Source organism: Streptomyces bungoensis, assembly GCF_001514215.1.
Lineage (GTDB): Bacteria > Actinomycetota > Actinomycetes > Streptomycetales > Streptomycetaceae > Streptomyces > Streptomyces bungoensis.
Genome location: NZ_KQ948854.1, coordinates 20,799 through 47,205, shown reverse-complemented (window position 1 = coordinate 47,205; position 26,407 = coordinate 20,799). Strand labels below are relative to the sequence as shown.

Below are 26,407 nucleotides of genomic sequence, written 5' to 3'. Positions count from 1 at the left end.
CCGCGTAGGCTGCCTGCCATGGATCTCGCGGACGGCCTCCTCGACCAGCCCTACGACGTCTACCGGCGGCTGCGCGACACCGCGCCCGTGCACCGCATCACCGGCCCCGACGGCACCCCCGCCTGGCTGGTCACCCGCTACGACGACGTCCGGGCCGCCCTCGCCGACCCCCGCCTGGCCCTCGGCAAGCGGCACGCCACGGCCGGCACGTACCAGGGCCTCGCCCTGCCGCCCGCCCTCGACGCCAACCTCCTCAACATGGACCCACCGGACCACACCCGGATCCGGCGTCTGGTCGGCCGTGCCTTCACCCCGCGCCGCGTCGAGCGGCTCCGCGAGCCGATCCGGCGCACCGCCGGCCGGCTCCTCGACGCCCTCGGCCCGCACGGCGCCACCGACCTCATCGCCTCCTACGCCGCCCCACTGCCGATCACCGTCATCTGCGACCTGCTCGGCATCCCGGAGGAGCACCGGCTGGACTTCCGCGTGTGGACCGACGGCCTCACGGCCCCGGACCCGGCCCGTCCCGACGCCTCCAGGGAGGCGATGGCCGCCATGCTGGGCTTCCTCACCCGGCTCCTCGCCGCGAAACGCGCGGACCCCGCCGACGACCTGCTGTCCGACCTGATCGCGGTCCGCGACGACGGCGACCGGCTCACCGAGGACGAGCTGATGTCCCTCGCCTTCCTCATCCTCTTCGCCGGGTACGAGAACACCGTGCAGCTCATCGGCAATGCCGTCCTCGCGCTGCTGCGTCATCCCGACCAGCTCACCGCGCTGCGTGAGGACCCGGCGCGCATCCCGGACGCCGTGGAGGAGTTCGCCCGCTACGACGGCCCCGCCCTGCTCGCCCTGCGCCGCTTCCCGGTCGAGGACGTCACGATCGCCGGGGTGACCGTCCCGGCGGGGGAGACGGTCTGGGTCTCCCTGGCCGCCGCCAACCGCGACCCCGCCCGCTTCCCCTACCCCGACCGTCTCGATCCGGGCCGCGACACCTCGGGCCACCTCGCCCTCGGCCACGGCATCCACTACTGCCTGGGCGCCCCGCTCGCCCGCGCCGAGACGGAGATCGCCCTCGCGGTCCTGCTGGAGCGGTTCCCCGAACTGACCCTCGCCGCCGACGACCTGAAACGGCGCCGGTCGCTGCGCGCCCGCGGGCTGGTGGAACTGCCGGTGCGCTACCGGCGGAGGGACTCGATCGCATGACGTTCGGTGACATGTCCGTCGCCGAATGCGCGGTTCGTGTCCCAAGGTGAACGGACTCTCACGGTCCGCGCTGAACGGGTGTCAAGAAGGTCTCAGTCGGGTCACTGAGCGAGCCGTTTCCCCTTTCCAGGGCGTTAACTCCTACAGGTACGACGCTTAATGGAGGTGCGAGATGGTGAACGGGCGAACCGTGCTCGAACGCTTTCCCGCAGGCGGCCCGCGGGGCTCCTGGCCCGCGGAGGAGTTCGCGCACGCGCGACGCCTCGAAGGCCTGCCGGCCGAGGTGGTCATGGACCTCGCCACGGACACGTTCCTGGTCATCCTGCGGGGCGGCGACGCCGCCCGGTGAGGCCGGCCGGTGAGGCCACCGCGCTGCGGCCGGGTCGGGCGGCTGCCCGGCACACGGTTCCGCGAAGGCGACGCGCGGCGTCACGCCGAGACGGCTCGGGACCAGTCCGGTGTCGTGCCCGTCACCCGGCACAGGGCCAGGTAGAGCGGAATCGGCGGGGTGTACGGGACCGTGCCCGCCGGTCGGTGGATCAGGCGGGCGGCGGCTGGCACCGGCGCGCCGAGGGCGTAGTGGGCCGGAGCCGGCCAGGGCAGGGCGTAGTCGGAGTCCGAGGGGACCACCCACCACCAGCGCGACCCGTCGGCGTACACGCATCCCACCCGCGGCAGCCGCGGCAGGATCAGCCGCCCGAGGTGATCGGGCACGGCCACGGCGTCACAGCCGAGCGGGGCCGTCATGCCCTCGGGGACCGGCGGCCGGCGGCCCGCGGCCGGGGCGGGAGCAGGCTGGCGGCGGCGTCCGAGATGGACGAGGGTGTCCAGACCGAGCGGCCGGCCGCAGTCGTCGCCCCCGGTCACGGCCGCTCCCAGGCCCGGCGCCGCGCCGGGGCCGGGCCGTGCTGCGGCGCGGGGAGCGGCCTGTGCTGCTGGGCCGGTACCGGCCCGTGCGGCGGCGCGGGGGCCGCGCCGTGCCGGGCCTCCGCTTCGTCCTCCTCGCCGGGGCCGGGCGGCGGGCCGCCCGGCTTGGGGCGGGCACCCCAGCCCAGGTCGTCGCGGGGCTCGGCCGTGTCGCGCGCCGCGTCGGTCCGACGGGCCAGCTCGGCCCAGACCAGCAGCCCCGGCCCGTGCTCCTGGGCACCCCAGGACCGGCACAACGCGTCGACGAGGAGCAACCCCCTCCCGTGCTCCTCCTCGGGACGCTGCGGGGAGGGGTGCGGCTCGCCGGGCGCGCAGCCCTCGTCGTGCACGGCGATGCGCAGCATGTCGTCGTGGTCGTGCAACTCGCACACCACGCGACTGCTCGCGGTGTGCACGATGGCATTCGTGACCAGCTCGGATATGACGAGAGCCGCGGTGTCGCAGGTGTCCGCGCACACCGACCAGCCGGTCAGCCGGGCCCGCGTCAGACGCCTCGCCTGTGCGGGGGAACCCGGGTGCGCGGCCAGCTCGAAGCGGAACCGGCGCTCTGCGGCGCTCCCACCGGGGGCTGCTTCCTCCCCGGAACCCGAACCTGCTCGGGCGGCGGGAACCCCGGCTGCACCGAGACCGGCACGGTCTGCGGCAGCGTCTGTTCCTAAGGGCGCGGACGGAATCACGCTTGCCACTATCTCCCCGGCGTGAACACTTGGCAAGTGTCACTATGAAAAATGCAGAGTGCGGTGTCCACTCGGTCGAGCACCGTGGCACACTGCTGGCAACAGCACTTCTAGCGGCGCCAATTGGGACCCTCGGCGATCCGGCGGATCGCCGGACGAGTCTCCGAACGGCGCCGCAGGGCTGTCGGGATTCTTTTTGTCCGGAGCGGACTTCGTGTCGGAGGTGGGAGCGTGAGCGAGCCGCGGTCCGCGCCTACCGTGGGCCAGGTGGTCCTCGGCAGGCGCCTGCTGGACCTGCGGGAAAGCGCCGGGCTGAAGCGGGAGGAGGCCGCCCGGGTGCTCCGTGTCGCCCCCGCCACCATCCGCCGCATGGAGACGGCCGAGGTCGCCCTCAAGATCCCGTACCTGCAACTGCTGCTGAGGGCCTACGGCGTTCCCGAGGACGAGGCCGAACTCTTCGTCCAGCTGGCCGAGGAGGCCAACCGCCCCGGCTGGTGGCAGCGGTTCCACGACATCCTGCCGGGCTGGTTCTCGATGTACGTCAGCCTGGAGGGCGCCGCCGGACTCATCCGCTCCTACGAGCCGCACTTCGTCCCCGGGCTGCTGCAGACGGAGGACTACGCGCGGGGCGTGCTGAAGTCGGGTGCCATCGGCCAGACCAGCCCCGACGAGATCGAGCGTCATGTCGCGCTGCGCATGCGGCGCCAGGAACTGCTCACCCGTCCCGACGCGCCCCGCTTCTGGGCGGTCATGGACGAGACCGTCCTGCGCCGGCCGATCGGCGGCCCCGACGTGATGCGCGCGCAGGCCGACGCGCTGCTCGAGGCCGCGGAGCTGCCGAACGTGACCCTCCAGGTGGCCCCGTTCGCGAGCGGCCCCCACCCGGGAACGTACGGGCCCTTCGTACTGTTCCGTTTCGCCATGCCCGAACTGCCGGACATGGTCTACAGCGAGTACCTGACCGGCGCCGTCTACCTGGACGCGCGCACCGAGGTGGCGACCCACCTCGAGGTCATGGACCGCATGGCGGCCCAGGCCGCCACTGCACAACGCACGAAGGAGATCCTCCGGGATCTCCGCAAGGAGCTGTAATGGATCGCATCACACCGCGCAGTCACGTCTACAACGGCATGCCCGCGCGGGAGTTGGGCAGCGAGGGCTGGCACAAGCCCTGGAGCGGCGGCAACGGCGGGAACTGCCTGGAGGCGATGAAGCTCGCCGACGGCCGGATCGCCCTGCGCCAGTCGACCGACCCGGACGGGCCGGCGCTGATCTACACCGCGGCCGAGATGACGGCCTTCATCCAGGGCGCCAAAGCGGGGGAGGCCGACTTCCTCCTCTCCTGAATCACCCTTGACTACTGTTGCTCGCTCAACTTCCCGTTTGTGACACCGACTTGACTCGCAATTTGATCACCCAACGCGTCAGACGCTTACGGAGTTCCCGATGACAGGGCAGGACCCGACGGCCGTCGAGATCGACACCAGCAGGCCGCACCCCGCGCGCATGTACGACTGGTACCTCGGCGGCAAGGACAACTACCCCGTCGACGAGGAGATGGGCCGGCAGATGCTGGCCCTCGACCCCAGGGTGCCGGTGATGGCCCGGGTCAACCGCGCCTTCATGCACCGCACCACGCGCTGGCTCGCCGAGCAGGGCATCCGCCAGTTCCTGGACATCGGCACCGGCATCCCGACCGAGCCCAACCTGCACCAGATCGCCCAGCGGATCGCGCCCGACGCCCGCGTCGTCTACTGCGACAACGACCCGATCGTGCTGGCCCACGCGGCCGCCCTGCTGCGCAGCACGCCCGAGGGCACGACGGAGTACCTGCAGGCCGACGTGCGCGACCCGGACGCCATCCTCGCGGGCGCCGAGCAGATCCTCGACCTCGACCGGCCGGTGGCGCTGTCCCTCGTCGCCCTACTGCACTTCATCCCCGACGAGGACGGCGCCCACGACCTGGTCGGCCGGCTGCTCGCCGAACTGCCCTCCGGCAGCCACCTGGTGATGACGCACGCCACGGCCGACTTCACCCCCGAGGAGTCGGCGGCCGCCACCGAGAAGCTCAAGGCGGCCGGTGTCACCCTCGCCCTGCGCTCCCGCGAGGAGTTCGCCCGCTTCTTCGACGGCCTGGAACTGATCGAGCCCGGCGTCGAGATCGTCCACAGGTGGCACCCCGAACTGGGCGAGCCGGTGCCCGGCCAGGACGACGGGGTGATCCCCGGGTACGGGGCCGTCGCCCGCAAGCGGTAGACCCCCGGCGGCGGCACCGGCTGTGGCGGCTACACGACCATCGGGCGGTCGTACGCCGATATCGGCGCCGGCAGCCGGGTACTCCCCGTCAGCCGGCGGTCGACGGCCGCCGCCACCGCCCGGCCCTCCGCGATCGCCCACACGATGAGCGACTGCCCGCGGGCCGCGTCCCCGGCGGCGAACACGCCGGGGACGTTCGTCGCGAAGCCGGCGTCCCGCGCGATGGTGCCGCGGGGCTCCAGTTCCAGCCCGAGCTGCTCGATGATCCCGTCCTCCTGGTCCGGCCCGGAGAAGCCGAGGGCGAGCAGGACGAGGTCGGCGGGCAGCGTCCGCCCGGTACCCGGCAGCGGCCGGCGCCGCGCGTCGACCTCGACGAGGTGCAGCGACCGCACGTGCCCCGCTTCGTCCCCGTCGAAGCGCAGCGTGGACGCCGCGAACAGCCGCGCGTCCGCGTCCGCCGCCGGAGCCGTCCGCAGGTCCCGCGCCTCTTCGTGCGCCGCGGACAGCCGGTAGATCTTCGGGTAGGTCGGCCACGGCTCGACGTCCTCGTCGCGCTCGGCGCCCGGCTGCGCGTAGATGTCCAGCTGGGACACCGACGCGGCCCCCTCCCGCACCGTTGTGCCCAGGCAGTCGGCCCCGGTGTCCCCGCCGCCCACGATGACCACGTGCTTGCCGGCCGCGGACAGCGGCGAGACCTCCAGATCCCCCTCGCTCACCCGGTTGGCCAGCGGCAGGTACTCCATCGCCTGGTGTATCCCCCGCAACTCCCGGCCCGGCACGGAGAGTTCCCGCCACGCCGTCGCCCCGGTGGCGATCACCACCGCGTCGTAGCGCGTGCGCAGATCGGCCGCCGACACGTCCCGCCCGACCACCGTCGAGGTACGGAACCTCGTCCCCTCGGCCCGCATCTGCTCGATCCGCCGCTCCAGGTGCCGCTTCTCCATCTTGAACGCGGGGATGCCGTACCGCATCAGCCCGCCGATCCGGTCGTCCCGCTCGTACACCGCGACCGTGTGCCCGGCCCGGGTCAGCTGCTGCGCCGCCGCGAGCCCGGCCGGCCCGGAACCGATCACGGCGACCGTCTTCCCCGACAGCCGCTCCGGAGGCCGCGGCGGGGTGAAACCCTCCTCCCAGGCCCGGTCCGCGATCGCGCACTCCACGTTCTTGATGGTCACGGCCGGCTGGTTGATCGCCAGGACGCAGCCCGCCTCGCACGGCGCCGGGCACAGCCTCCCGGTGTACTCGGGGAAGTTGTTCGTCGCGTGCAGCCGGTCGCTCGCCGCCCGCCAGTCCTCGCGGGCGACCAGGTCGTTCCACTCGGGGATCAGATTGCCCAGCGGGCAGGCCTGGTGGCAGAACGGGACGCCGCAGTCCATGCAGCGGTCCGCCTGCTTGCTGATGATGGGCAGCAGCGCCCCGGGGACGTACACCTCGTCCCAGTCCCGGACCCGTTCCTCGACGGGCCGCCGCGGCCACTCCTGGCGCGGCGTGGTCATGAACCCCTTGGGATCGGCCATGGTCGTCTTCCTTGCGAACGTCGACCGGGAGCACCGGGCCCTTGACGGCCGTGCGTCGCCGGGCGGCACTCCTCCGGCCACGATACGTCGCCTCCCGCACCCGCGCAGAGCGGCCGACAGCCGCTTCCGAGGGAGCCGCGGCTCGGGGCCGGCGTGCCGCCGCGCAGTCTCGGGCCGCGCGCGACCTGCGCCCCCCGCGCCCCTCCGGTCGGCCTCAGCCGACCCCTGTCATCTCCTCCCACTCCCGCAGCACGCCCGCCACGGCCGCCGCGATCCGCCGCCGCGCCTCATACCGGGGGACCCCGCTCATCAGCAGCCGGTCGTACGGCGTGTCCTCGTGCCGTACGGCGGCCACGACCGCCGAGATCACCGCCGACTCGGACAGTGCCCGCCCGGCCGCGCTGCGGCCGACCCGCCCGCTGCCTCGCGCGGAGGCGTGCGCCGCCATCCTCCGGGCCCGCTCGGCCGGGCACCCGGGATACAGCCGCACGATCTCCGCCGCGAACGCCGCGGCGAACCTCTCGTCCTCCACCGCCCTGCGCCGCGCGTCCCGGGCCCGCCGCCGGCGCCGTGCCTCCGCGTCCGCCAGGCAGCGTGCCTCGGCCCGGCCGAGCGCCTCCTGCTCCACCAGCAGTCCCTGCCGTTCGTACCGGCCCCTGCGCCGGTTGAAGCGCACCACCACCGCCGACAGCGCGCTCTCCTCCCGCGCCCTGCGGGTCAGTGCCGTGTCACCGCGCGGCAGGAACACCAGGTGACCGAGGTCGGCGCAGTCCAGGCAGCGCGGCACCCCGTCCTCCAGCACCAGCAGTGGCAGCGGCCCGCGCCGGCACCCGGCACAGCGCTTGCGCCGCAGCGGCTGGACGACGACAAGTCCACCGGGAGTCAAGGGAGTCGCAGAACCTGCCATACCCGGTTCCTTCCCCGTCTCCACCGGCCGCTCCCACACCGGCCCGCCTCACCCCCTCCTCTCACCGGAACATCCCTTCCCCCTGTCGCCCCGTGCCGCAGGCCCCGGCACCACCCGGCATCATGGGCCTGTGCGACTCGAAGCGATCACCTGGGACCGGCTCGCCGAACTGCTCGCCGACCGGCTGCTCGGGCTGGAGACGGCCGACGGCGGTGCCTGGCCGCGGGTCGGCTTCGACGGAGCGCCGGCCGCCCGCCCGGGGGACCTCGCCGACCGTGTCGCCCAGGCGCTGCGCGTGCGCGGCCGGGCCTCCGTCGTCGTCGGCACCGAGGGCTTCCTGCGGCCCGCCTCCCTCCGCCTGGAGCACGGACGCCAGGACGTGGAGTCGTACTACAGCGGCTGGTTCGACACGAGAGCCCTGTGGCGCGAGGTCTTCGGTCCGCTGGAACCCGGCGGAAGCGGCCGCATCCTGCCCGACCTGTGGGACCCGGTCAGCGACCGGGCCACCCGCACCCCGTACGTGCGACTTCCGCCCGGCGGCGTCCTGTTGCTGCACGGACCCCTCCTGCTGCGGCACTGGTTCCCCTTCGACCTGAGCGTCCACGTCCTCCTCTCCCAGGGCGCCCTGGGCCGCCGTACCCCGGAGGCCGACCACTGGACGCTCCCGGCCTTCGAGCGCTACGAGACCGAGACCGACCCGGCCGGCACCGCGGACGTCCTGGTGCGCGCCGACGACCCGCGGCACCCCGCCTGGAACGGCTGGTCCGGCCCTTCCGCCTGAGCGGTCAGAGCCAGCCGTTGCGTCGGAAGCCCCGGTACAGGACCAGGCAGGCCACCGCCATCACCCCCATGACGAGCGGATACCCGAACCGCCAGTGCAGCTCCGGCATGTGGTCGAAGTTCATGCCGTAGACCCCGCACACCATCGTCGGCACGGCGATCACCGCGGCCCAGGCCGTGATCTTCCGCATGTCCTCGTTCTGCGCGACCGTCACCTGGGCGAGGTGCGCCTGCAGGATGGAGTTGAGCAGTTCGTCGAACGCCGCTATCTGCTCCTTGGCCCGCAGCAGATGGTCGAGGACGTCCCGGAAGTACGCCTGTATCTCCGGGTCGACCACCCGTATCGGCCGGGTGGCCAGATCCTCGACCGGTCGGCTGAGCGGCACCACCGCCCGCTTCAGCTCCAGCAGTTCACGCTTCATCTGGTAGATCCGCCCCGGATCTGTCCGTGCCCCGTTCTCCGAGAACACGTCCGTCTCGACCTGGTCGATGTCGCCCTGCACCGCGTCCGTGACGCTCAGGTAGTCGTCCACGACATGGTCGGCGATCGCGTGCAGCACCGCCGCCGGCCCCTTGGCGAGCTGCCGCGGGTGCGCCTCCAGTTCCTCGCGCAGCGGTCCCAGAGAGCCGTGCCGCCCGTGCCGTACCGTGACGACGAAGTCCTCACCCAGGAACACCATGATCTCGCCGGTGTCGACCACCTCGCTCGTCGCCGTCAGCCGTTCGTGCTCCACGTAGCACACGGTCTTGAACACGGCGAAGAGCGTGTCCCCGTACCGCTCCAGCTTGGGGCGCTGGTGGGCCTCCACCGCGTCCTCCACGGCGAGCGGATGCAGGTCGAACAGCTCGGCAATGCCGGCGAACTCACCGACCGTCGGCTCGTGCAGCCCCAGCCACACGAAGCCCTCTCCGCTCCTGCGCACCTTCCGCACGGCGTCCACGACGTCGGCGCAGCCCGGCACCCGGACACCGTCCCGGTACGTCACGCAGTTGACCACGGAGGAACCCAGCGGCGACCGTGCGGGATGGTTCAGGTCCACGCGGGGCCGGCGCCGGGCCAGCCGCGCCACCTTGCGCAGGCCGCCGACCCCGCCCAGCCCTGTGACCTTCCGCAGACTCCCAGCCATCGACATCCGGATCTCCTCGCGTGGATCTCCCCGCGCCCCTCGCGCCTTGCCCGGCAAGTGTGCCAGTCGAGCGAGTATCGCGAGCGGGGCTGTGGGAGCAGCTCGTTCCGCCTTGTTCCCGCCTGTGGACGAAGCCCTCCGCCCCTCCGGGCGAGCCGGGCGACTGGGATGATCGGTGCATGACCTCCTCCGACGGATACCTCCTGGCCAACCGGCAGCGCGAGGCAGGACAGCGCTTCGACGCCTTCGCCTCCCTCTTCGACCCCACGACGTTCCGCCGTCTCGAGGAGCTCGGGATCGGACCGGGCCTGCGGTGCTGGGAGGTCGGGGCCGGCGGCACCTCCGTGGTGTCCTGGCTGGCCGACCGGGTCGGCCCCACGGGCAAGGTGGTGGCGACCGACATCGACACCTCACGGCTCGCCGCCGTGGCCCGTCCGCCGGTCGAGGTCCGCGTCCACGACGTCGGCGCCGAGGAGCCGCCGGGGGAGGGCTTCGACCTGGTGCACGCCCGGCTGGTCCTCGTCCACGTCCCGGACCGGCAGCGGGCGCTGCACCACATGATCAAGGCTCTGCGGCCCGGCGGGCGGCTGCTGATCGAGGACGCCGACCCGGCCCTGCAGCCGCTGGCCTGCCCCGACGAGCACGGCCCCGACCAGCGGCTCGCCAACCGCCTGCGGCGGGGTTTCCGCGGGCTGCTCGCCGAGCGCGGCGCCGACCTGTCGTACGGCCGCAAGCTCCCACGCCTGCTGCGCGAGGCCGGGCTGCACGAGGTGGAGGCCGACGTCCGCTTCCCCCTCACCTCACCCGCCTGCACCGCCCTGGAGTCCGCCACCGTCCGCCAGATCCGCGACCGCCTGGTCGCGGCGGGCCTCGCCACCGACGAGGACATCGACCGCCATCTGGCCAACGTGGAGGCGGGCGGCATGGACCTGGCGACGGCTCCGATGGTCTCGGCGTGGGGGCGCAAGGGCACCTCCTGACGCCGCGGGTCAGCCGCCGAGGCGCCGCCGCGGCGGTCTGCCGCCCACCCGCTCCACCGCGCACGCGCCCGCCTCGCACCCCCGGGCAGCCGCCCCGGCCAGGTCCGCGCCCCCGAGCAGGGCGGCGAGGAACGCGCCGGTGAAGGCGTCTCCGGCGCCCGTGGTGTCCCGCGGGACGGCCGGCACGGCCGGAACCCGGGCGATCACGGTCCCGGAACGGGCCACCAGCGCCCCGGCCCCGCCCGACTTGGCCACCACCACCGGGACGAGCCGGCTCAGCTTGGCGGCCGCGTCCGCCGCCTCCGGCAGCCCCGTCAGCAGGCACGCCTCGTCCCGGCTGGGCAGCAGCACGTCCAGCCCCTGCGCGAACGTCAGGAAGCGGTCGACCCCGAACTTCACGAGGAAGCCCGCCGACGCCGGATCCAGACTCACCGGCACCCCACGCGCGCGTGCCGCCGCCAGGGCGGCCTCGGCGAGCGACCGGCTCGGCTCCGAGAACAGCAGATAGCCGGACAGGTGCAGCCGGGCGACCCCGTCGAGCAACGCGTCCGACCAGTCGGCGGGCTCCAGCCGCAGGGACGCCCCGCTGTCCGTGAGGAACGTGCGCTCGGCCGACGCGCCCTCGTCGACCAGGCAGATCACCGTGCCGGTCGGCGCCTCCCGGTCGACGACCAGCCGGGGCCGCACCCCGGCCGCCACCAGTTCCCGCTCGTGCCACCCAGCCGCTTCCGCACCCACCCGCCCCAGCAGCCGTACCTCCGCATGGCCCGCGTGGGCCGCCCAGCACGCCACATTGGCGCCGGCGCCACCCGGCACGGTCCGGACGGCGGCCGCCGTGTCGGTGCCGGACGCGAGCGGCCCCCGGTGCCGGGCGACGACATCGGTGACGACGTCCCCGACCACCAGCAGCGCCCCGCCCCGGCTACCGGTCATCCCGTGGTCCACGCCGCGGCGATGTGCGCGGCCAGCCGCACGTTGCCGCGCACCGCCGCCAGGTTGGCGCTCAGCGAGGCCCCGTCGGTGTGCCGGACCAGGTGGTCGAGCAGGAAGGGCGTGACCGCCTGCCCGGTGATCCCCTCCTCCTCGCAGGCCCGCAGGGCGTCGGCGAGCACGCGCGCGTGGAGCCCGGGATCGAGTTGCTTCTCCCGCGGCACGGGGTTGGCGACGATCAGCGCCGACTCCGGCGCGGCGAGCGCGTCCTGCGCCCGCATCACGTCCGCGACCTGCTCCGGGCTGTGCAGCGTCCAGTCGACCGGATGCCCGGAATCACACAGGTAGAAGCCCGGGAAACGGTCGGTGCGGTATCCGGCGACGGTCACGCCCAGCGTCTCCAGGCGCTGCAGGGTCGCCGGCACGTCCAGGATCGACTTCACGCCCGCGCACACCACCGTGATCCGGGTCCGGGCCAGCAGGCCGAGGTCGGCCGACTCGTCCTGGGTCACCGTCCACTCCCGGTGCACCCCGCCCAGCCCGCCCGTGGCGAACACCCGGACGCCGGCCAGCGCCGCGAGCTGGGCCGTCGCCGACACCGTAGTCGCCCCGCTCACCCCCGCCGCCACGGCCGGCGGCAGGTCGCGGTGGCCGAGTTTGCGGATGCCCTCCTCGTTCGCGACCCGCTCCAGCTGCTCCTTGTCCAGGCCGACGTGCGGGCGGCCGTCCAGGACGGCGATGGTCGCGGGGACGGCGCCTTCGCGGCGCACCACGTCCTCCAGTTCCAGCGCCACCTGCAGGTTGCGCGGACGCGGCAACCCGTGCGCGATGATCGTGGACTCCAGGGCCACCACCGGCCGCCGCGCGTCGATCGCTTCCCGGACTTCTTCCGACACCACCAGCACCACGTGCCCGCCTCCTGTCCGTCGGTCCTTCCTCATCTCTGGCGGGCGGCGCACCCGGATAAACGCTTGCGGTCCGTGCGGGACATCACCAGCCTGGACCGTATGACCGATCCCACCACGCGCCTCGACCACGTCGTCCTCTGGGTGGCCGACCCTGTCGCGGCGGCCGGCTTCTACGAGAGCGCGGTCGGCCTGGAGCCGCTCCGGGTCGCCGAGTTCACCGAGGGCGAGGTGTCGTTCCCCTCGGTCCGGGTCAACGACGAGACCATTCTCGACCTCGCCCCGCACAGCCTCGCCGAGCGCATGGACATGCTGCCCGGCTCCGCCGCCGTCGCCGGCCGTCCCGTCAACCACGTGTGTCTCGCCCTGACGTCCGCGGGCTTCGACGCCCTGCGCGCCCGCCTCGACGAGCACGGAGTCCCGATGAGCGACATCGGCCACGCCTCCTTCGGGGCCCGGGGGACGGCCACGCGCAGCTTCTACTTCCAGGACCCCGACGGCAACGTGCTCGAAGTCCGGCACTACGGCTAGCGGCGCGCGGGACCGGTCAGAACAGCGGCTCGGGCAGCACGCCCTCCAGGGCCAGCAGTCTGCGCTTGGTCTCCAGGCCGCCGCCGAAGCCGCCGATGCCGCCGTCGCTCTCCACCACCCGGTGACAGGGCACCACGACCGGCAGCGGATTGGCACCCATGGCCGCGCCCACCGCCTGCGCACCGCCCGGCTGCCCGACCCGCCCCGCCAGATCGCCGTACCCCACCACCGTCCCGTACGGAACGCCGGAGGCGAGTTCGCGCAGCACCTGCCGGTTGAAGCCGGAGATCAGCGACCAGTCCAGGGGCAGGTCGAAGGTGCGGCGCCCGCCCGCGAGATACGCCTCGACCTGGCGTACCGCCTCGGCCAGCAGGGGAGCGTCCGGGTCCTCGACGGGCTCGGTGCCCAGCCTGGCCGCCAGCCGCTCCAGAGCCCGGTCGCGTACCGGGTCCGTGGCGTGGAAGACGACGTTGACCAGGCCCTCGCGGGTCGCCGCCAGCATCAGCGGGCCGATGCCGGTGTCCACGACGGTCCACACGACCCGCTGCTCGTCCTGCCCATGGCTGTCCATGCGTCCACCGTACGATCCGCCACTGACAACGCCCGCCGGGCAGCGCTCCCGGCTCAGTCCGCGACGAGCGCGGCCCGTACCACGTCCGGCTTGTTGCTGATCAGCCCGTCGGCCCCGTACCCCGCGAGCTTGCGGGCGGTCGCCGCGTCGTTCACCGTCCAGGCGAACACCCTGAGCGGCCTGCCGTGCGGCCCGTCCAGGTCGTGGACGGAGGCGACGTAGCCGGTGGAGACCGAGCCGTACGAGGGATTGACCAGGTCGGCGAACCGCGCGTACCGCTGCAGCTGGGTCACGGGCGGCTTGCCGAGGAAGGCGGTGGTCAGGGCCGGCTTCAGCTCGTGGACGGTGCGGACGCTCGCCGCGCTGAAGCTCTGCACGATCAGCCGTTCGAGGTGCCGCCGGTCCAGCCAGCCCTCGTTGCCCAGGAGCTTCAGGATCTGCTGCTCGATGCCGGGGTACAGCTCCGGGTTCTTGATCTCCAGGAGCAGCTTCTCGTGGTTGTGCTCGACCCGGCGCATGTACTGCTCCAGGGTGGGCACGCGCACGCCCGCGTAAGCGGGGGAGAACCAGCTGCCCGCGTCCAGCCGGGCGATCTCGGCGGCGGTGAAGTCCTTCACCTTCCAGGGCGCCCGGTCCGGGAACACCTTCTCCACGTTCGTGGTCCGCCGCAGGCTGTCGTCGTGCAGGACGACCAGCCGGCCGTCCTTGGTCCGCTGGACGTCGTTCTCGACCCAGGAGAAGCCGAGCTTCGCTGCCTTGTCGATGGCGGCCAGGGTGTTCTCGGGCGCGTAGGCCGAGGCGCCGCGGTGGGCGATCACCAAGGGTTTTCCCACCTCGCCCGCCCGGGCGTCGGAGGTGGGACTGAACAGGGTGGCCGTCCCCAGTGCGGCGGCGGCCGCTGTGGCAACTACGCGCGCGTGCATACGTACTCCCTCGCGTCGAGCGAACACCGACAGCAACAGCTTGACAGCAGAGAGTCAACGGCACGCGGGCGCAGGACGGCCACACGATGAACAGAATCGTCAAACCGTGCTCACCAATGCCGCACAACTGCGGCAGGGCCGTGTTTCTTTGCCGGAAAATCGTTCGACCATTCCGGTGGGGGTCATACTCTCTGCGTCAACCCTGACCGCCGCCGCGGTCCTGGGACGGGGGCACACTTCGGGTATTCCGGGACGGCAAGAAGGCGGAAGGGCAGGCGTACATGCAGGGCACGGTCGATGGATTCAGCTATGGCGCCGTCACCCCGCTGGTGGCCTATCTGATGGCCTGCCTCGGCGGTGCCCTCGGCCTGCGCTGCACCACGCGGTCGCTGCTGGTCACCCACTCCCGGCGCCCGGCCTGGCTGGCGCTCGGATCGGCCGCGATCGGCTCCGGCATCTGGACCATGCACTTCGTCGCCATGATGGGTTTCACCATCGAGGGCACGCCGATCCACTACGACAAGGCGATCACCTTCGCGAGCCTCGGTCTCGCCATCGTCATGGTGGGAGTCGGGATCTTCATCGTCGGCTACCGGGGCGCCACCGGCACCGCCCTGTTCACCGGCGGCACGATCACCGGTCTGGGTGTCGCCTCGATGCACTACCTGGGCATGGCCGGCATGCACTTCGCCGGGCGGTTCACGTACAACACGCTCACCGTCGCCGCCTCCGTCGTCATAGCCGTCGTGGCCGCCACGGCCGCCCTGTGGGCGGCCGGACGCGTCCGCGGCCTCCTGTGGAGCGTCGGCGCGAGCCTGGTGATGGGCCTGGCCGTCAGCGGCATGCACTACACCGGCATGGCGGCCCTCGACGTCCACCTCCGGGGCGTTCCCGACCCCGCCGCCAGTGGTCCGTCGGGCTCGGTGCTCGCTCTGATGCTGATCGGTCCGCTCGCCTTCCTCCTCCTCGCCGGCGTCGTGGTGGTGCTCGACCCGCTGATGGTCATGGGCCGGCCCGCGGGGGCCACCGTCGAGGACAAGCCGGGCGTCCCCGCCGCGGCGTCCCACCAGGGCCGTCACCACCCGGCCCACCCCGGGCGCCGGCCGGTCCACCACTCCGGCCACCACCGCTCCCGGGCCCCGCAGAACCGCTGACCGGAGCCCGTTGTCAGTGGGGGGTCGTACGGTTGATGGCATGCGGCCCGTTTCCCACATCGAACGCACGGTGGCGCCCTTCGAGGTCGTCAGCCCCTACCAGCCCAGCGGCGACCAGCCGGCGGCCATCGCCGACCTGGCCAGGCGCATCGAGGCCGGTGAGAAGGACGTCGTCCTGCTCGGCGCGACCGGTACCGGCAAGTCGGCCACCACGGCGTGGATGATCGAAAAGCTCCAGCGCCCCACGCTCGTGATGGCGCCGAACAAGACGCTGGCCGCCCAGCTGGCCAACGAGTTCCGCGAGCTCCTGCCGAACAACGCGGTCGAGTACTTCGTCTCGTACTACGACTACTACCAGCCCGAGGCCTACATCCCGCAGTCGGACACCTACATCGAGAAGGACTCCTCGATCAACGAGGAGGTCGAGCGCCTGCGCCACTCGGCGACGAACTCGCTGCTCACCCGCCGCGACGTGATCGTGGTCGCCTCGGTGTCCTGCATCTACGGCCTGGGCACGCCGCAGGAGTACGTGGACCGCATGGTCCCCCTCCGGGTCGGCGACGAGATCGACCGCGACGAGCTGCTGCGCCGCTTCGTGGACATCCAGTACACGCGCAACGACCTGGCCTTCACCCGGGGCACCTTCCGGGTCCGCGGGGACACCATCGAGATCTTCCCCGTCTACGAGGAGCTGGCCGTCCGCATCGAGATGTTCGGCGACGAGATCGAGGCGCTGTCCACGCTGCACCCGCTCACCGGTGAGATCATCAGCGACGACCGGCAGCTGTACGTCTTCCCGGCCTCCCACTACGTCGCCGGCCCCGAGCGCATGGAGCGGGCCGTCAACGACATCGAGAAGGAACTGGGCGAACGCCTCGGCGAGCTGGAGAAGCAGGGCAAGCTCCTGGAGGCCCAGCGCCTGAGGATGCGCACCACCTACGACCTGGAGATGCTCCGCCAGATCGGCACCTGCTCGGGCGTGGAGAACTACTCGATGCACTTCGACGGCCGCCTGCCCGGCTCCCCGCCCAACACCCTCCTGGACTACTTCCCGGACGACTTCCTGCTCGTCATCGACGAGTCGCATGTGACGGTCCCCCAGATCGGCGCGATGTACGAGGGCGACGCCTCCCGCAAGCGCAGCCTGGTCGAGCACGGCTTCCGGCTGCCCTCCGCGCTGGACAACCGTCCCCTGAAGTGGGAGGAGTTCCAGGAGCGCATCGGGCAGACGGTCTACCTGTCCGCGACCCCCGGTACCTACGAGCTGTCCCGCGGGGACGGAGTCGTCGAGCAGATCATCCGCCCCACCGGCCTGGTCGACCCGGAGGTCGTGGTCAAGCCGACCGAGGGCCAGATCGACGACCTCGTGCACGAGATCCGCGAGCGCACCGAGAAGGACGAGCGCGTCCTCGTCACCACGCTCACCAAGAAGATGGCCGAGGACCTCACCGACTACTTCCTCGAACTCGGCATCCAGGTCCGCTACCTGCACAGCGACGTCGACACCCTGCGCCGTATCGAGCTGCTGCGCGAGCTGCGCTCCGGCGAGTTCGACGTACTGGTCGGCATCAACCTGCTGCGTGAGGGCCTCGACCTGCCCGAGGTGTCCCTGGTCGCCATCCTCGACGCCGACAAGGAGGGCTTCCTGCGCTCCGGGACGTCGCTCATCCAGACCATCGGCCGCGCGGCGCGCAATGTGTCCGGCCAGGTCCACATGTACGCCGACAAGATCACCCCGGCGATGGAGAAGGCCATCGAGGAGACCAACCGCCGCCGGGAGAAGCAGATCGCCTACAACAAGGCCAACGGCATCGACCCGCAGCCGCTGCGCAAGAAGATCAACGACATCGTCGCGCAGATCGCCCGCGAGCAGGTCGACACCGAGCAGCTGCTCGGCTCCGGCTACCGCAACCTGCAGGACGGCAAGGGCGCCAAGGCACCCGTACCCGCACTCGGTGACAAGGCGTCCAAGGGCGCGAAGGCGGGCAAGGCCGCCAGGCCGGCCAAGGGCAAGACCGCGACCGCGGTGATCACGGACCGCCCGGCGGCCCAGCTCGCCGAGCAGATCGAGGAGATGACCGAGCGGATGCGGGCCGCCGCCGCCGAGCTCCAGTTCGAGGTCGCCGCCCGGCTGCGCGACGAGGTCTCCGAGATGAAGAAGGAACTGCGCCAGATGCGCGAGGCGGGCCTCGCCTGACCTCCGCACCCTGCCGGACCCGGCACCCGCGCCCTGTGTCTCAACACCGCCACAAAGCGCGGGCGGGGGTCCGGCAGGTCAGTGCCCCTGCGTAGGGTTCTCGGCAACCGCGCGGTGCGCGGCAACAGGGGAACACCGAGAGGGGAAGCAGCCGTGACCGTCAACTTGTCCAAGGGACAGGCCATCAGCCTGGAGAAGAAGGACGGGGCCGGCCTGAGTGCGGTCCGCATGGGTCTCGGCTGGCAGGCGGCGAAGCGACGCGGCCTGTTCGGCTCGCGCACCAGGGAGATCGACCTGGACGCCTCGGCGGTGCTCTTCGCCGACAAGGAGCCGGTCGACGTGGTCTTCTTCCGGCACCTGGTGAGCGACGACGGCTCCGTGCGCCACACGGGCGACAACCTCGTCGGCGGTGCCGGCCAGGGCGGCGACGACGAGTCGATCCTCGTCGACCTGCAGCGCGTCCCGGTCCACGTCGACCAGATCGTCTTCACCGTGAACTCCTTCACGGGCCAGACCTTCCAGGAGGTGCAGAACGCTTTCTGCCGCCTCGTCGACGAGACCAACGGCCAGGAGCTCGCCCGGTACACGCTGGCGGGCGGCGGCGACTACACCGCCCAGATCATGGCGAAGGTGCACCGCGTGGGCTCCGGCTGGACGATGACCGCACTGGGCGAGCCCGCCAGGGGCCGCACCTTCCAGGACCTGATGCCGGAGATCCGGCGGTACCTGTAGGACCGCCACGCGCGGCGCGGCGCGCACGGCATCACCACACGGGGGGCGACGGCGATGACGGCCGAGCTGGTGCGGGGGCAGAACCACCCGCTGTCCCGGGTCCGGCTGGAGATCCGGATCTCGGCGCAGACACCGGTCCTGGCGGGCGCCACGCTCGGAGACGAGCACGGCACCGTGCCCGGGGCACAGTGGGTGGCCCACCCCGGCGTCCCGGTGCTGCCCGGCGTCGAGGTTTCCCGGCAGGCCGCCGAGAATCACCGGCTCGCCGTCGACCTGGCCGCCCTGCCCGAGTCGGTCCACCGCCTCAGCGTGCTGCTCGCCCTGCCCACGCCGCAGGGCGGCGGCCCGCCGCGGTTCGGTGCGGTCGCCGCTCCGCGGGCGGCGGTCACCGGTCCCGACGGCACCGAGATCGCCCGCTTCACCCTCACCGGCCTCGACGCCGAGTCGGCCGTCGTCGCCCTTGAGGTGTACCGCCGGCAGGACGCGTGGAAGGTGCGCGCGGTGGGGCAGGGCTACGCCGGCGGCCTCGCCGCGCTCTTCGCCGACCAGGGCCTGCCCGAGGCCGGTGAGCTCGCGACCCGTGTCGAACAGGCGGCCGGCCGCGGCGACGCGACACCGGCGCCCCACCCTCGGGACACCCCCGCCATCGCCGCACCGCAGGAGGCCTCAAAGGCCCCGGAGGCGCAGCCCGCGCAGCCCGTCGCCGGCGACGCGGCGGGCTGGTCGATGGAGGAGCGGCTGTACAACCAGGTCTGGGGCATGTTCGAGGACCTGGCCCGCTGCACGGCCGCGTACCGCGGCGCCGTGGACTTCGCCGGCTCCCGCCTGGAGAAGGAACTCGACCAGGTCCTCGCCGACCCGCGCGCCCGGCTCGGTACGGCAGGCGACGCGGCGCGCGAGGCGGCCCGGTCCCGGCACACCGAGTTGGTCGGACGGGCACGGGCCGCCCTGGACCGCGACCTCGCCCAGCTCACCGCGGAGGCGGAGGTCGTCGAGCCCGCGCTGCCGCAGGCCTGCGCCCGCTGGGAGAGCCCGGTCTGGCACGCCTACCGTGTCCCGGACGAGCCGCCGATGGCGTTGCGGCTCGGTGATCTGCACCTGCCCGAGAGCGCCTCGCTGCGCATTCCGATGCTGGTCAGGCTGCCGCTGGAACGGCCGCTGTGGATCGACAGCGGGCCGGTGGCGGAACCCGGCGGCACCGTTCTGGACTCCGCCACGTCCCGCCGGCTCGCCCTGGAGACGGCGGTCTCGCTCGCGGTGCGGCTGCTAGCGGTGCACCCGGCCGGGCAGTTCTCCGTGCGGGTGATCGATCCGGCCGGTGCCGGTGCCGAGGCGCTTGCGCCGCTGACACGGGCCGGGGCACTGGAGGGCCGGCCGGCGACCGCCGCGGCGGACGCGGCCGAGGTACTGGGACGGCTCGCCCACCGCGTCGACCTGACGCGGATGGCAGTGCGCGGCGGCGCGGCCGGGGCGCTGCCGCACGATGCCGGCAGCGGCCGGCAGCTGCTGATCGTCAACGACTTCCCGTACGGTTTCGACGACCGGGCCGTGACCCGGCTGCGGTATCTCGCCGACGAAGGGCCGGCCGTCGGCGTCCATCTGCTGCTGGTCGCGGACCGTGCGGACGCCGAAGCCCACGGCCCGCTGCTCGACCCGCTGTGGCGTTCGCTCATGCGACTGACGCCCGTGCCCGACGACCATCTGACCGACCCCTGGGTCGGCCACGCCTGGACGTACGAGCCCGTGCTCGCGCCGCCCGGCAGCGGGATCCTCCAGCGGGTGCTCACTGAGGTGGCAGACGCCCGCACCAAGCGTGAGTAAAGCGCTCTGAACTGGCACTTTGGGGCTTTCTTTGCCAGCCACTTTACCTTTTCTTGGTGATCGGGGTACAGTCTTCCGTACGGAGGGGAGTACTCCCTGACTGCGGCGCACCCGTCAGTACGGATCGACGAAGATCCCGGGGCGCCGGCCCGTTCTCGGGTGGAGGAGACCTCCGGCAGCGACAACGCTGATGTGTTTGCCGTGACGTCATGCCGGAGGCTCGAGTGGAAGTCACCATGACCCTGTGGGTCCTCACCGTCGTGGGCCTCGCCGCCCTGATAGCGGCCGACTTCGTCATCGGGCGCAAGCCCCACGACGTGTCGATCAAGGAGGCCGGCATCTGGACGGTCGTCTGGATCACCCTGGCGTGTCTCTTCGGCCTCGGACTGCTCGTGTTCGGCGGCGGTGCGCCGGCCGGTGAGTTCTTCGCGGGCTTCATCACCGAGAAGTCGCTGAGCGTCGACAACCTCTTCGTCTTCGTCCTGATCATGGCGAAGTTCTCGGTGCCCACCCAGTACCAGCAGCGCGTCCTGCTGGTCGGTGTCCTCATAGCCCTGGTCCTGCGGGCCGTGTTCATCGCGGCCGGAGCGGCGATCATCGCCAGCTTCTCCTGGGTGTTCTTCCTGTTCGGCGCTTTCCTCATCTGGACCGCCTGGAAGCTCGTGCAGGAGGCCCGGGCCGACGAGGAGGAAGCCGAGTACGAGGAGAACAAGCTGCTGAAGGCCGTGGAACGCCGGTGCGGCGTGGCCGACCGTTACCACGGCACCAAGCTGTGGATCCAGCAGAACGGCAAGCGGGTCATGACCCCGATGCTGGTCGTGATGCTCGCCATCGGCACCACGGACGTGCTGTTCGCGCTGGACTCCATACCCGCGATCTTCGGCCTGACCCAGGACCCCTACATCGTCTTCACCGCCAACGCGTTCGCCCTGATGGGGTTGCGCCAGCTGTACTTCCTCATCGGCGGCCTGCTGAAGAAGCTGGTCCACCTGTCGTACGGCCTGTCGATCATCCTCGGCTTCATCGGCGTCAAGCTGGTGCTGCACGCGCTGCACGAGTCCGGGGTCCACGTCCCCGAGATCAGCATTCCGGTCTCGCTCGGCGTGATCTGCGCGGTCCTGGCCGTGACCACGATCACCAGCCTGATGGCCTCCAGGAAGCAGGAGGCACTCGAGCCGGCGCCCACCGCGAGCGAGGACGCGGCGAAGGACGGCGTCGACGCTTGACGGCCGAGCAGTCAACGGAAAGACCACCGTGCAGGCAACGGAAAGGAGGAGAAGGGATCCGGGACGAGCGGAATGCGAACCCCCTGCACCTCTGCGACCATCGCAGCATGATCACCCGGCTCAGGTCGCTCACCACCCAGTGGACGTTCCTGATGCCGGTCATCGCGGCCGTCCTGCTGATCTTCACCTGGGGCCGTGACCTGCCCGGCCCCGTAGTGGGACTGGTGGCGCTGGTCCTCGCCGGATCCGTTCTGGCGGCGGTGCACCACGCCGAGGTCATCGCCCACCGCGTCGGGGAGCCGTTCGGCTCCCTGGTGCTGGCCATCGCCGTCACGGTCATCGAGGTTGCCCTGATCGTCACCCTCATGGCCGACGGCGGTGACAAGAGCGCCACCCTGGCCCGGGACACCGTCTTCGCCGCCGTGATGATCACTTGCAACGGCATCGTCGGGCTCTGCCTCCTCGTGGCCTCCCTGCGTCACGGCACCGCGGTGTTCAACCCCGAGGGCACCGGTGCCGCCCTGGCGACCGTGGCGACCCTGGCCACGCTCAGCCTGGTGCTGCCGACCTTCACCACCAGCAAGCCCGGCCCCGAGTTCTCCACCGTGCAACTGACGTTCGCCGCGCTGTCCTCACTGATCCTCTACGGACTGTTCGTGACCACGCAGACCGCGCGGCACCGCGACTACTTCCTGCCGATCACCCGGCAGGGCGAGGTCATCACCGCGGACGGGCACGCGCCACCCCCCTCCGTACGCACCGCCTGGACCAGCCTCGGCCTGCTCGGCCTCGCCCTGGTCGGCGTGGTCGGCCTGGCCAAGGGGGTGTCGCCCACCATCGAGTCCGGCGTCGCGGCGGCCGGCCTGAACCAGGCGGTGGTCGGTGTGATCATCGCGCTGCTCGTGCTGCTGCCCGAGACCATCGCCGCAGTGCGCGCCGCCCGCCGCGACCGGGTGCAGACCAGCCTCAACCTCGCACTCGGCTCGGCCATGGCCAGCATCGGCCTGACCATCCCCGCCGTCGCCCTGGCCTCCGTCTGGATGTCCGGTCCGCTCATCCTCGGCCTGGGCCCGACGCACATGCTGCTGCTCGCCCTCACCGTGGTGGTCAGCTCCCTGACCGTGGTGCCCGGCCGGGCCACACCCCTGCAGGGCGGCGTCCACCTGGTCCTGTTCGCGGCCTATCTCGAACTGGCCGTCAACCCGTAGCACCACTTGGTCAGCCCGCGGCCGGCTCCACCGCCGGCACGGGAACGGGCCGCGTCTCCGGCAGCAGCGCGAAGCAGACCAGGCTCAGCAGCGCGATCCCCGTGAGGTACGCGCCCACGGCCCACGGGACGCGCCCGCCCTGCTCCGCCAGTGCGGTCGCCACGATCGGAGTGAGCGCGCCCCCCAGCACCCCGCCGAGGTTGTAGCCGACCGAAGCCCCCGTGCACCGCACCCGTGCCTCGTACAGTTCCGGCAGATACGCGGCGATCACCGCGAACATGGTGATGAAGGCGATCAGCGCGCCCAGGATGCCCAGGAACATCAGCAAGGGCTCGCCGGTCGCCAGCAGCGCGACCAGCGGAAACATCCACAGGGCACAGGCCGTGCACCCCGCCAGGCACAGCGGACGGCGCCCGTAGCGGTCCCCGAGCAGCGCCATCAGGGGCGTGAGGGCGCCCTTGACCACCACCGCGGCCATCACACAGGTGAGCATGACGGTGCGGCTCACCCCGAGCCGTTCCGTCGCGTACGCCAGCGACCACGTCGTCACGGCGTAGAACACCGCGTACCCGACGGCCAGCGCCCCGGCCGTCAGCAGCACCAGTCGCCCGTGGTGCCGGACGACCTCCACGAGTGGCACGCGCGCGTGGTCGTCGATCTCCAGGAACCGGGGACTCTCCTCGAGGGACGCGCGCAGCCACAACCCGGCGACGGCGGGCACGGCGGCGGCCCAGAACGGCACCCGCCACCCCCACCGCGCGAAGTCCGCGTCGGACAGGACCGCAGAGAGAACGAGCATCACCCCGTTGGCGAGCACGAAGCCGAACGCGGGCCCCACCTGAGGAAAGCTCGACCACAGGGCCCGTCGGCCCGCGGGAGCGTGTTCGGCGGTCAGCAGCACCGCACCGCCCCACTCCCCGCCGAGCCCCAGACCCTGCAGGAAGCGCAGGACTAGCAGCAGCACCGGAGCGGCCACCCCGATCGACCCGTACGTCGGCACGCACCCCACCGCGACCGTCGAGGCCCCGGTCAGCAGCAGGGACGCGACCAGCACCGGCCGCCGCCCGCGCCGATCGCCGAGGTGCCCGAACAGCACGGAGCCCAGCGGCCGGGCCACGAACCCCACCCCGAAGGTGCCGAACGCCGCCAGCGTCCCCGCCAACGGCGAGAACGTCGGGAAGAACAACGGCCCCAGCACCAGGGCCGCCGCGGTGCCGTAGACGAAGAAGTCGTAGAACTCGATCGCGGTCCCGGCGAGCGAGGCGGCGGCCAGCCGCCGCATGGAAGGGGCCCTCACAGTGCGTACATCGCGCATGCCGGGTCAACTACCCGCCGTGATCACGGGTTACGGGGGGCGTACGGAGGTGATCAGCGAGCGGCGGCGCGCGCCGACGTCACCGGAGCACGCCACTCCTCGTACGCTCCGCGTGCCGTGGTAGACCGGGTCCGAGAAGGTGGTCGCGAACGCGCCGCCCCGAACGGACCGGAGGAACCGTGCCCCGCACCCTGGCCAACGCCCCGATCATGATCCTCAACGGGCCCAACCTGAACCTCCTCGGCCGGCGCCAGCCCGAGATCTACGGCAAGGACACGCTCGCCGACGTCGAGGCGATGTGCGCCAAGGCCGCGGCCGCGCACGGCGGCACGGTGGACTGCCGGCAGTCCAACCACGAGGGCGAGCTCGTGGACTGGATCCACGAGGCACGGCTGAACCACTGCGGGATCGTCATCAACCCGGGCGCCTACTCCCACACGTCGGTCGCGATCCTGGACGCACTCCACGCCTGCGACGGCATGCCGGTGGTGGAAGTGCACATCTCCAACATCCACCGCCGCGAGTCCTTCCGGCACCACTCGTACGTCTCGCTGCGGGCCGACGGAGTGATCGCCGGCTGCGGGGTGCAGGGCTACGTGTTCGCCGTGGAGCGGATCGCCGCCCTGGTGGGGGCGGCACAGGCGGACGCCTGAAGCACCGCGGCGGCGGGACACGGCCACCGCCGCCTGGGCCGCCGGCCGAGGGCGGGGTTGGAAGACCGGCGGCCCCTGCCGCGCAGGAGCCGTCGTCCTGTGCGGGCTGCCACCAGTTGACCGCCTGACAGCGATCCTCGGGAGCGCGCACACGCATCGGCCCTGTGCGAAACGTTCACACGGGGCGCGCGAAGCCGCATCGACGCCACCCGCACGAGCGGGCGCACGCCCGGCATGCACGATCGCCCACCTGGCGCGCCGCCGGCGCGGGGCGGCTCACCAACCGCGCGCGTGCCACTCCGGCAGATGCGGCCGCTCCGTGCCCAGCGTGGTGTCGTTGCCGTGCCCGGGGTACACCCACGTCTCGTCCGGCAGCACGTCGAAGATCTTCGTCTCCACGTCGTGGATCAGGCTGGCGAACGCCTTCGGGTCCTTGTGCGTGTTGCCGACACCGCCCGGGAAGAGGCAGTCACCGGTGAAGACGTGCGGATGCCCGTGCGGGTCGTCGTAGACGAGGGCGATGGAGCCCGGAGTGTGGCCGACGAGGTGGCGCGCGGTGAGCTCCACGCGGCCGACCCTGATCACGTCGCCGTCGTCGACCAGGACGTCGGTGGGCACCGGGATACCGGGCGCGTCCTCCCGGCCGGCGTACGTCCGCGCGCCCGTCGCGGAGACGACCTCGGCGAGCGCCTGCCAGTGGTCGCCGTGCCGGTGCGTGGTGACGACGGACGCGATGCCGTCGTCACCGATCATGGCGAGCAGCGTGTGCGCCTCGTTGGCGGCGTCGATCAGGAGTTGCTCGTCGGTGGCCCGGCAGCGCAGCAGATAGGCGTTGTTGTCCATCGGGCCGACCGCGACCTTGGTGATCATCAGGTCTTTCAGCTCGTGCACGTGCGCCGGTCCGCCGACCTTGACCTCTCCGCTGTACGTCATGGCGGCAGCCTATAGCGGGGAGCGTCCGGCGGACCGCCGTCGCGCTACAGCGGGGGCAGCTTCGGCAGCGCGCCGCCCGTGACCTCCAGCGCGGCACCCTCTCGGCGGCCGGCGAGCCAGCCCAGCAGCTCGGCCGCGGGGCCGCTGACCGTGACCTCGGGTCCGGACGCCTCGCGTCCCGTGCTCCACGCGCGCGTGCCGTCCGTGACACGGGTCGCCGGAACGTCCGGGTGCTCCGAGAACCGCTGGGCCAGGAAGTCGATCTCCCGCTCGGCGAACTCCGCCGGGACGTCCTCCAGCTCGTAGCCGATCCCGAGGTCCACGTGGTGCAGCTCCACCTCGGCCCACCGCCGGAACGGCAGCCGGGCGGCGGAGTCGGTGACGCCGTTGCGCAGCTCGACCGTGCGCGACCAGTCCGCCGGCACGGCCCCCGCCTGCTGGAAGCGGGCGGCGCTCTCCCGCACGTCGGTGAGCTGGACATCGACGGGCCGCGGCGCGTCCCGCTCGATGTCGGCGTCCCGCGCCGCGGCGCTCTCGTACATGGGACGGCCCTCGAGGACGTTCACGAGCGCGTCCGCGTTGCGGGCGAGGTGGGCGAGGACATGCCCGCGGGTCCAGCCGGGCAGCCGTGACGGCTGGGCGAGTGAGGCGTTGTCCAGAGCGGCGGCAGCGGTGAGGAGCCGTTCCGTCGCCTCGCGTACACAGGCCAGGTCATGAGCGTGATCAATCATGGGCCTGACCCTAGCCGGGCCACACCTTCGGGTGAAGGCGGTGAACCTCGCCCGCAAATCGAAAGCACGTGCTATATCGTCGAGTGCGGCGTCGGGCATGCTGGAGGGCCGGGGGTTGTTATGCAACCGGGAATCCGACCGGCGTTGTCAGTGGCTCCCCCTAGTCTCGAAGAAGCACGGGGGCCTCGCCCCTGTCACTT

General features: G+C 72.2%; 27 protein-coding genes. 15 read left to right on the top strand and 12 right to left on the bottom strand.

Annotation, left to right across the window (positions count from 1 at the left end; genetic code table 11):
* The first annotated feature begins 18 nt into the window (after positions 1-18).
* Positions 19-1,206, top strand: a complete 1,188-nt coding sequence (locus tag AQJ66_RS10430; protein WP_061919505.1) for a cytochrome P450 family protein — start codon at positions 19-21, stop codon at positions 1,204-1,206.
* 172 nt (positions 1,207-1,378) lie between these two features.
* Positions 1,379-1,555, top strand: a complete 177-nt coding sequence (locus tag AQJ66_RS39340; protein ID WP_167359157.1) for a hypothetical protein — start codon at positions 1,379-1,381, stop codon at positions 1,553-1,555.
* An 80-nt stretch (positions 1,556-1,635) separates the two neighbouring features.
* Here the strand turns inward: AQJ66_RS39340 and AQJ66_RS10425 are convergent, their stop codons facing one another.
* Both AQJ66_RS10425 and AQJ66_RS10420 read right to left on the bottom strand, forming a co-directional pair.
* Positions 1,636-2,073 carry a hypothetical protein gene (locus AQJ66_RS10425; protein ID WP_061919503.1) on the bottom strand — a complete coding sequence of 146 codons (438 nt, stop codon included), beginning with the start codon at positions 2,071-2,073 and terminating at the stop codon, positions 1,636-1,638.
* Positions 2,070-2,846 carry an ATP-binding protein gene (locus tag AQJ66_RS10420; RefSeq protein ID WP_425264273.1) on the bottom strand — a complete coding sequence of 259 codons (777 nt, stop codon included), beginning with the start codon at positions 2,844-2,846 and terminating at the stop codon, positions 2,070-2,072. Before AQJ66_RS10420 ends, AQJ66_RS10425 begins: the two co-directional genes overlap by 4 nt.
* Positions 2,847-3,041: 195 nt before the next feature.
* Between AQJ66_RS10420 and AQJ66_RS10415 the strand changes: the two genes are divergently transcribed.
* The 3 genes from AQJ66_RS10415 to AQJ66_RS10405 all read left to right on the top strand — a co-directional run bounded on the left by AQJ66_RS10415 (position 3,042) and on the right by AQJ66_RS10405 (position 5,066).
* Positions 3,042-3,902, top strand: a complete 861-nt coding sequence (locus AQJ66_RS10415) for a helix-turn-helix domain-containing protein (RefSeq protein WP_061919501.1) — start codon at positions 3,042-3,044, stop codon at positions 3,900-3,902.
* Complete coding sequence (locus AQJ66_RS10410) at positions 3,902-4,156, top strand: DUF397 domain-containing protein (protein ID WP_061919499.1); 255 nt, start codon at positions 3,902-3,904, stop codon at positions 4,154-4,156. The genes AQJ66_RS10415 and AQJ66_RS10410 overlap by 1 nt, the downstream gene beginning before the upstream one ends.
* Before the next feature lie 100 nt (positions 4,157-4,256).
* Positions 4,257-5,066, top strand: a complete 810-nt coding sequence (locus tag AQJ66_RS10405) for an SAM-dependent methyltransferase (protein ID WP_061919497.1) — start codon at positions 4,257-4,259, stop codon at positions 5,064-5,066.
* Between the two features lie 29 nt (positions 5,067-5,095).
* On the opposite strand, the gene AQJ66_RS10400 is transcribed toward AQJ66_RS10405, so the two are convergent.
* Both AQJ66_RS10400 and AQJ66_RS10395 read right to left on the bottom strand, forming a co-directional pair.
* A complete protein-coding gene (locus tag AQJ66_RS10400) occupies positions 5,096-6,583 on the bottom strand; it encodes a glutamate synthase subunit beta (protein WP_061919495.1) in 1,488 nt (495 codons plus the stop codon).
* Positions 6,584-6,797: 214 nt separating this feature from the next.
* Positions 6,798-7,490, bottom strand: a complete 693-nt coding sequence (locus AQJ66_RS10395; protein WP_061919493.1) for a DUF2293 domain-containing protein — start codon at positions 7,488-7,490, stop codon at positions 6,798-6,800.
* A 130-nt stretch (positions 7,491-7,620) separates the two neighbouring features.
* Between AQJ66_RS10395 and AQJ66_RS10390 the strand changes: the two genes are divergently transcribed.
* The gene (locus tag AQJ66_RS10390; RefSeq protein ID WP_061919491.1) at positions 7,621-8,271 is read left to right on the top strand and encodes a nucleoside/nucleotide kinase family protein; all 651 of its coding nucleotides are present in this window, start codon (positions 7,621-7,623) and stop codon (positions 8,269-8,271) included.
* 4 nt (positions 8,272-8,275) lie between these two features.
* Here AQJ66_RS10390 and corA read toward each other — a convergent pair whose 3' ends face one another.
* Positions 8,276-9,403: a magnesium/cobalt transporter CorA gene (gene corA, locus AQJ66_RS10385; RefSeq protein WP_061919489.1), complete on the bottom strand. Its 1,128-nt coding sequence runs from the start codon at positions 9,401-9,403 to the stop codon at positions 8,276-8,278.
* 173 nt (positions 9,404-9,576) lie between these two features.
* Between corA and AQJ66_RS10380 the strand changes: the two genes are divergently transcribed.
* The gene (locus tag AQJ66_RS10380) at positions 9,577-10,377 is read left to right on the top strand and encodes a methyltransferase (protein WP_061919487.1); all 801 of its coding nucleotides are present in this window, start codon (positions 9,577-9,579) and stop codon (positions 10,375-10,377) included.
* Between the two features lie 9 nt (positions 10,378-10,386).
* Here the strand turns inward: AQJ66_RS10380 and AQJ66_RS10375 are convergent, their stop codons facing one another.
* A complete protein-coding gene (locus AQJ66_RS10375) occupies positions 10,387-11,310 on the bottom strand; it encodes a carbohydrate kinase family protein (RefSeq protein ID WP_061919485.1) in 924 nt (307 codons plus the stop codon).
* Positions 11,307-12,215 carry a pseudouridine-5'-phosphate glycosidase gene (locus AQJ66_RS10370; protein WP_061919484.1) on the bottom strand — a complete coding sequence of 303 codons (909 nt, stop codon included), beginning with the start codon at positions 12,213-12,215 and terminating at the stop codon, positions 11,307-11,309. Before AQJ66_RS10370 ends, AQJ66_RS10375 begins: the two co-directional genes overlap by 4 nt.
* A gap of 99 nt (positions 12,216-12,314) precedes the next feature.
* Between AQJ66_RS10370 and AQJ66_RS10365 the strand changes: the two genes are divergently transcribed.
* The gene (locus AQJ66_RS10365; protein ID WP_061920171.1) at positions 12,315-12,743 is read left to right on the top strand and encodes a VOC family protein; all 429 of its coding nucleotides are present in this window, start codon (positions 12,315-12,317) and stop codon (positions 12,741-12,743) included.
* A gap of 16 nt (positions 12,744-12,759) precedes the next feature.
* Here AQJ66_RS10365 and AQJ66_RS10360 read toward each other — a convergent pair whose 3' ends face one another.
* Together AQJ66_RS10360 and AQJ66_RS10355 are read right to left on the bottom strand one after the other, a co-directional pair.
* On the bottom strand, positions 12,760-13,314 hold the full coding sequence (locus AQJ66_RS10360; RefSeq protein ID WP_061919482.1) for a methylated-DNA--[protein]-cysteine S-methyltransferase: 555 nt from the start codon (positions 13,312-13,314) through the stop codon (positions 12,760-12,762).
* 53 nt (positions 13,315-13,367) lie between these two features.
* Positions 13,368-14,237 (bottom strand): glycerophosphodiester phosphodiesterase, encoded by an 870-nt coding sequence (locus AQJ66_RS10355; protein WP_061919480.1) that lies wholly within the window; start codon positions 14,235-14,237, stop codon positions 13,368-13,370.
* Positions 14,238-14,518: 281 nt separating this feature from the next.
* On the opposite strand from AQJ66_RS10355, the gene AQJ66_RS10350 reads away from it, so the two are divergent.
* From AQJ66_RS10350 to AQJ66_RS10325, 6 genes are all read left to right on the top strand, one after another.
* Positions 14,519-15,391, top strand: coding sequence for an MHYT domain-containing protein (locus tag AQJ66_RS10350; protein ID WP_061919478.1), 873 nt, complete (start codon positions 14,519-14,521; stop codon positions 15,389-15,391).
* 40 nt (positions 15,392-15,431) lie between these two features.
* Positions 15,432-17,588, top strand: a complete 2,157-nt coding sequence (uvrB, locus tag AQJ66_RS10345; RefSeq protein WP_061919476.1) for an excinuclease ABC subunit UvrB — start codon at positions 15,432-15,434, stop codon at positions 17,586-17,588.
* A 153-nt stretch (positions 17,589-17,741) separates the two neighbouring features.
* On the top strand, positions 17,742-18,320 hold the full coding sequence (locus AQJ66_RS10340) for a TerD family protein (RefSeq protein ID WP_061919474.1): 579 nt from the start codon (positions 17,742-17,744) through the stop codon (positions 18,318-18,320).
* A gap of 54 nt (positions 18,321-18,374) precedes the next feature.
* The gene (locus AQJ66_RS10335) at positions 18,375-20,141 is read left to right on the top strand and encodes a TerD family protein (RefSeq protein WP_061919472.1); all 1,767 of its coding nucleotides are present in this window, start codon (positions 18,375-18,377) and stop codon (positions 20,139-20,141) included.
* Positions 20,142-20,377: 236 nt separating this feature from the next.
* Positions 20,378-21,367 carry a TerC/Alx family metal homeostasis membrane protein gene (locus tag AQJ66_RS10330; RefSeq protein ID WP_061919471.1) on the top strand — a complete coding sequence of 330 codons (990 nt, stop codon included), beginning with the start codon at positions 20,378-20,380 and terminating at the stop codon, positions 21,365-21,367.
* 107 nt (positions 21,368-21,474) lie between these two features.
* Positions 21,475-22,575: a calcium:cation antiporter gene (locus AQJ66_RS10325; protein ID WP_061919469.1), complete on the top strand. Its 1,101-nt coding sequence runs from the start codon at positions 21,475-21,477 to the stop codon at positions 22,573-22,575.
* 10 nt (positions 22,576-22,585) lie between these two features.
* Here the strand turns inward: AQJ66_RS10325 and AQJ66_RS10320 are convergent, their stop codons facing one another.
* On the bottom strand, positions 22,586-23,857 hold the full coding sequence (locus AQJ66_RS10320; protein ID WP_061919467.1) for an MFS transporter: 1,272 nt from the start codon (positions 23,855-23,857) through the stop codon (positions 22,586-22,588).
* 212 nt (positions 23,858-24,069) lie between these two features.
* Here AQJ66_RS10320 and aroQ point away from each other — a divergent pair, with 212 nt between their 5' ends.
* Entirely contained in the window at positions 24,070-24,543 is a 474-nt protein-coding gene (gene aroQ, locus AQJ66_RS10315) for a type II 3-dehydroquinate dehydratase (protein ID WP_061919465.1), read from the top strand.
* Between the two features lie 276 nt (positions 24,544-24,819).
* Here aroQ and AQJ66_RS10310 read toward each other — a convergent pair whose 3' ends face one another.
* Positions 24,820-25,476 carry an MBL fold metallo-hydrolase gene (locus AQJ66_RS10310; RefSeq protein ID WP_061919463.1) on the bottom strand — a complete coding sequence of 219 codons (657 nt, stop codon included), beginning with the start codon at positions 25,474-25,476 and terminating at the stop codon, positions 24,820-24,822.
* A 44-nt stretch (positions 25,477-25,520) separates the two neighbouring features.
* The gene (locus AQJ66_RS10305) at positions 25,521-26,207 is read right to left on the bottom strand and encodes a maleylpyruvate isomerase family mycothiol-dependent enzyme (protein ID WP_061919461.1); all 687 of its coding nucleotides are present in this window, start codon (positions 26,205-26,207) and stop codon (positions 25,521-25,523) included.
* Between the last annotated feature and the right edge of the window lie 200 nt (positions 26,208-26,407).